Here is a 5,046-nt window from a genome sequence, read left to right as displayed (position 1 = left end):
GCTCGTCGGCCAGCAGCACCCCGCAGGCCGATACGTCCAGCAGTTCCACACAGCGCTCGGACAGCTGCTGGAGGAAGTCGATCAGGTCGAAGCCATCGATCAGGGAGTCGGCGACCTCCACGAAGACCTTGGTCAGTTGCTGCTCGCGGGCCATGGCGATCAGTCCTTGTCTGAATCGGGCAACGGGGAGCCGTCGCCGTTGCCGTTGAGGTCCAGGCGCAGCCGCCGCGCGACCACGTTCCGGGAGACGTCGGTGAGGGGGCGGCCGCTGGAGTAGGCGTGCGCGCGCAGCCGCAGCAGGGCCTGGGGCAGGGACATCTTGAGCTGGACGCTGACCATGCCGGTGGCCTGGTGCACGACCGCGTGCAGCAGCGCGGCACCGTCCTGGCCCGGGACCCTGCCGCCCAGCGCACGCCCGGTCAGGGCATGGGCCAGGACCTGCGCGTCACCGACCTGCCCATCGGTCAGCGGTCCCGCCGTCCGACGCACCACTGCCAGCACGCCGACGCGGATCGCCCCGATCCCCATCGGGAAGCAGAACACCGCGCGGGCCCCCAGGCCGGCCGTCTCCGTTCCCAGCGTCGGCCAGCGCCCGGGCCGCACCAGCACCATCGCGCCGCCGCGCACAGCATCGGGGCCGGGGCCCTCGCCCAGAGTGAACTGCAGGTCCTCGAACTGGCCAGCAGCCTCGTCGGTGCACCACATCAGCTCCGCCCGCTCACTCTCCGTCGCCAGCGACACCGTCAGGCCGTCCACACCCAAGGTCGCCGCAGCCCGCGCAGCCACTTCCGCTGCGGCGTCGAACCCTTCGTCGCGCTGAAGCAGCCGCAGAACCTCGGCCATGCCGTCACTGATCACCAGTCGCCCCATTCCAGGTGCCCCCGGGGCACAGCCGCACGGGCGGCCCACTCGAAGGCTTCCCAGAGGAAAGAACGCGAGCCGTACCGCAGGCACCGAGTCGCCGCGAACAGGTCCGGCCCACGCCAGAAAAGAGGGCCGTCGCGATGCAGTTCTGGCTCCCCGAGCAGGGCGACCACCGGCGCACCATCGTCAGCGTCGGGCCAGCGCGCAGGCACCGCTTGGGCACCGCTCGGGCGGCAGGGCCGTCGAGGAAAGGGTGCCGGCTCTGTGGATGCGGCCCATCGCGACCTCTTCAAGCAGCGTCTACGTCGCGGCCAGGCCGGCACCGTTGCCGGACCCCGGCCATGCGGAACACACCCGCCGTCTTGCTCGGCCCGCTCCCGAGCTGCGTCAATCTTTCGCCCTGGCAATACCGGGTCGTATGTCAACAGCGTAGTCCGGATCAGCGGTGCCGCCCCCGGCCCGTTCCTGCGCTCGCATGCTTGGACGTGATGCGGTCCGAGCGTCAGCCAGCCAGCGCCGTGCAGCCGCCGTGGCGGGAACGGAGCTCTTGCATGGGATGACGGTAGAGAGGCTGGAGCGTCGCTGACGGTTCGTCGTGGTTCAGGGGAGCGCATGCGTGGTCTGATAGCGCTGGCCGCCCGGGGCGGGCGTGCCTCCTCTTGACCTCGCCCGGGCTCAGTCGGCTTCCTGTTCGGTGGGCTGGAGGTGGGTGGTCCATTTGTCTTCGATGCGAGCCAGGCGCCAGTAGGCGAGAGCGAAGATCCAGGTGGCGACGAACAGGCCGACGATCATGAAGCCGATGGTGTTGAGGTCGAGGCCGGTGACGGCGGTCCAGAAGGGGCCGGTCAGGTCGAGCTGGGACTGGAGGATGGACAGCAGTTCGACGGTGCCGATGATCAGGGCGACGGCGACCGAGAGGCCGGTGATGGTGAGGTTGTAGTAGACCTTGCGGACGGGCTTGGAGAAAGCCCAGCCGTAGGCGAAGTTCATGAAGGAGCCGTCGATGGCATCCAGCAGGCTCATGCCGGCGGCGAACAGGACCGGCAGGCAGAGGATCGCGTACCAGGGCAGGCCGGAGGCCGCGCCGGAGCCGGCCAGGACCAGGAGGGCGACCTCGGTGGCGGTGTCGAAGCCGAGGCCGAACAGGATGCCGACCGGGTACATCTGACCGGGCTTGGTGATGGACTTCATGAGCTTGCCGAAGACGCGGTTCATCAGGCCGCGGTTGGTGAGTTGCACTTCTAGGGCGGCCTCGTCGAACGCGCCTGACCGCATCTGGCGGAAGACCTTGAGGATGCCGGCCAGGATGACGATGTTGACGGCCGCGATGATGTAGAGGAAGGCGCCGGAGACGCCGGTGCCGATCAGCGAGGTGTAGTGGTGCAGGGCGGAGTTGTCGTCCTTGACCGGGCCGGCCAGGGCCTTGACGCCGAGGCTGAGCAGGAACGTGAGGGCGAATACGACGCTGGAGTGGCCGAGGGAGAACCAGAACCCGACCGAGAGCGGGCGCTGGCCGTCGTTCATGAGCTTGCGGGTGGTGTTGTCGATCGCGGAGATGTGGTCGGCGTCGAAGGCGTGGCGCATGCCGAGGGTGTAGGCGGTGATGCCGATGCCGATCCCGAAGGTCTTGGTGCCCAGGCTCAGGTGCTGCGGGGCCACGATCGCGACGAGGGTGAACCAGCCGATGATGTGGAGCGCGAGGATGAAGGCGGCCATAGCGCCCGCGCGGATCCATTCCTGACGGGACATCGATGTCCGGACGCGGGATCGGCGCGAACGCGAGGAAGCGCCTTCTGAGGCGGTGGGGGCGGAGGTCGTCATGGGCTCTGCTTCCTTGACGGGCAGGGAGAGGCGCGGCACAACCTGGACGCACAGTCACATTAGTTGCAATGTATGCGCAATAGGCGGCGTTGTCACGGTCCGGGTTCACCCAGACGCACGCAGTGAGGCCCAGGTGGCGCGGGTGGGAGGTTGCGGTCGCCGTTGAGGTGCACCGGTGTGCGGCCGGTGGGGCGAGCGCCCGCCTTGACCTACCGGGTCTTCAGGTCCGGGCCGCTCAGGAGGGCGCGTGCTCGGGGGGCGTCGAGGGGGTTGAAGTAGGGGTTGATAGCGAGGGTGGTGGTCAGTTCGGTGCGGGCGCCGGTGGTGTCGCCGAGCGCGAGCTGGATCAGGGCGCGGTGGTAGTGGAAGAGGGCGTTGCGGGTGCCCTGGGCCAGAGCTTGGTCCGATTCGGCCAGGGCCTGGCGGTCGAGGTGGTTGAGGTAGAGGGCCCAGGCGAGGGCGTCGTGGGTTTCGAGGAAGGGCCGGGTTTTCAGGCCGGCGCGTGCGACGGCCAGGGCTTGCTGGGGGTTGCCGTGGTCGGCTTCGAAGAGCGCGGCGTCGGAGTCGGGGGTGACGCCGTTGTCGGTGAAGAGCTGCTGCTCGGCCCGGAAGAGCTGGTACTGCTCGGTGGCCTGCGCGGTCCGGCCGAGGGATTGGTCAAGCTCGCCGAGTTGGAGCACGTATTCGGGTTGGGGGACGCGGGCGGTGGCCTGGGTGAGGTCGGTGATGGCGGCGTCGGTCTGGCCCAGGGCGGCCTCGGCCTGGGCTTTGGCCTGCAGCAGCGGGGTGTAGGTGGGGGCGACGGCGAGGCCTTGCCGGGCGTGGGCGAGGGCGGCGCTGGGGTCGCCGTTGTTGAAGGCGAGCTGGCCGAGGTAGTAGTAGGCGAAGGCCTGGTCGGTGGGGCTGCCGGAGTCCTGGAGCGCTCGTTGCATGTCGTGTCGGGCGGTGGCGATGTCGCCTCGCAGTTCCGCGACGTAGGAGGCGCGGGCCAGGGAGGGGGCGCCGGGCCGCAGGTCGACCATGCGCTGGACGGCGTCGGCGGCCTCGTCGTAGCGGCCGAGCTGGGTGTAGGCGTCGGCGAGAGTCCCGAACAGGGTGGAGTTGTAGGGGTTGACGGCGACGGCCTGGCGGGCCCACCCGAGTGCGGCGGTGAAGTGGTGCCGGGCGTTCTCGAGCGCGGCCATGCCGCCCTCGGCGGTGAAGTTGTCGGCCTTCTGCAGGGCGAGGGAACGCTGAAGGGCGGCTTCGGCTTTGGGGTAGTAGCTGGGGTCGGCCGTGTTCTTGGCCTGTTGGACGTATTCCAGCCCGAGGGCGGCGAGCGCCTGCGCATCGGTGGGTGTCTGCCGTAGCTGGGCTTGCAGGGATGCGATGTCGGCGGACAGCGGGTCGCCGGCGGCTGGGGCGGCGCCCTGGTCGAGCGAGGAAGCAGTCTCGCTGCCGGGGGACGCCTGCCAGGGGGCCAGGGCGAGTCCGCCGGCGAGGAACAGCCCGACCCCGAGGGCGATGGTCACGGCTGCGGACACCACGCCGCGGCGCAGGCGACGGGACTGTGGGTGGTGGTGCGTTGTCAATTCCCGCTCCGGGTTGATGGGGTCAGACGCGGTCGAGGAAGTGGAAGTGCCGCGGGTGGACGGGGGTGGGCAGTGCGGCGTAGACGACGAGGTTGTCCAGGTACTGGTGGGCCTGATGGTCGTACATGCCGCCGCAGGTGATCAGGCGCAGCGCCGGCGCCCCGGTTGCGGTGTAGACGTCCTGGTCGGGGATGGAGTTCTTGGGGTACTGGCGCAGGGCCTGGACGGTGAAGGCGATGCGGGTATGGTCGGCGCGGTCGATGGTGATGGTGTCGCCTGGGCGCAGCGCGGACAGGTTGTAGAAGGTGGCGGGGCCGGTGAGGGAGTCGATGTGGCCGACGATGATCGCCGCGCCCGGGTCGCCGGGGCGGGGGCCGTCGCTCCACCAGCCGACCTGGCCGGGATCCTGGGGGGCGGCGAGGTGGCCGTCCTGCTGGACCTGGAGGTCGACCAGAGCGCTGTCCAGGTGAATGCCCGGGATGCGGATCCGGACCGGCGCCGGTGCGGGCGCGGCGGCACCGGCGGCCGGAGACGGGACCTCAGTGACCGGCGCGGGCGGGAGGGTTCCGACGTCCACGGGGGCGACGGACCGGCTGGCCGGGGTGGTGAGGAGGATCAAGGCGCCGGTGATAGCCAGGGTGAGGCCGACCGCGACGGCGAGGGCGCCGGCCAGGCGCCAGGGCCGGGCGGGACGCAGGCCGCGGACGAGCAGTGCGGGCTGGACGCGCCGCGGCCGGCGGCCCTCCTGGGTGGAGGGCCGCCGGCCTGGTGTGGCGGGGGGTGTCACGCC

Annotated in this window: 4 protein-coding genes; all 4 read right to left on the bottom strand. The window is 70.5% G+C overall.

Translation table 11 applies throughout. The features are described from left to right. Positions 1-159: 159 nt before the first annotated feature. Positions 160-843: an ANTAR domain-containing protein gene (locus tag TR48_RS36105; RefSeq protein WP_042374825.1), complete on the bottom strand. Its 684-nt coding sequence runs from the start codon at positions 841-843 to the stop codon at positions 160-162. A gap of 696 nt (positions 844-1,539) precedes the next feature. Beyond that, positions 1,540-2,613: a Nickel transporter NicT gene (gene nicT / locus TR48_RS36100; protein WP_042374816.1), complete on the bottom strand. Its 1,074-nt coding sequence runs from the start codon at positions 2,611-2,613 to the stop codon at positions 1,540-1,542. A 281-nt stretch (positions 2,614-2,894) separates the two neighbouring features. Then, positions 2,895-4,196 carry a tetratricopeptide repeat protein gene (locus tag TR48_RS36095; RefSeq protein WP_236652483.1) on the bottom strand — a complete coding sequence of 434 codons (1,302 nt, stop codon included), beginning with the start codon at positions 4,194-4,196 and terminating at the stop codon, positions 2,895-2,897. An 82-nt stretch (positions 4,197-4,278) separates the two neighbouring features. After that, positions 4,279-5,046, bottom strand: a 768-nt coding sequence (locus tag TR48_RS36090) for a class F sortase (protein WP_369405629.1), incomplete at its 5' end; no start/stop codon positions are given.

Source organism: Streptacidiphilus neutrinimicus (assembly GCF_000787815.1).
Taxonomy (GTDB): domain Bacteria; phylum Actinomycetota; class Actinomycetes; order Streptomycetales; family Streptomycetaceae; genus Streptacidiphilus; species Streptacidiphilus neutrinimicus.
This window is presented reverse-complemented; position numbering and strand designations above follow the sequence as displayed.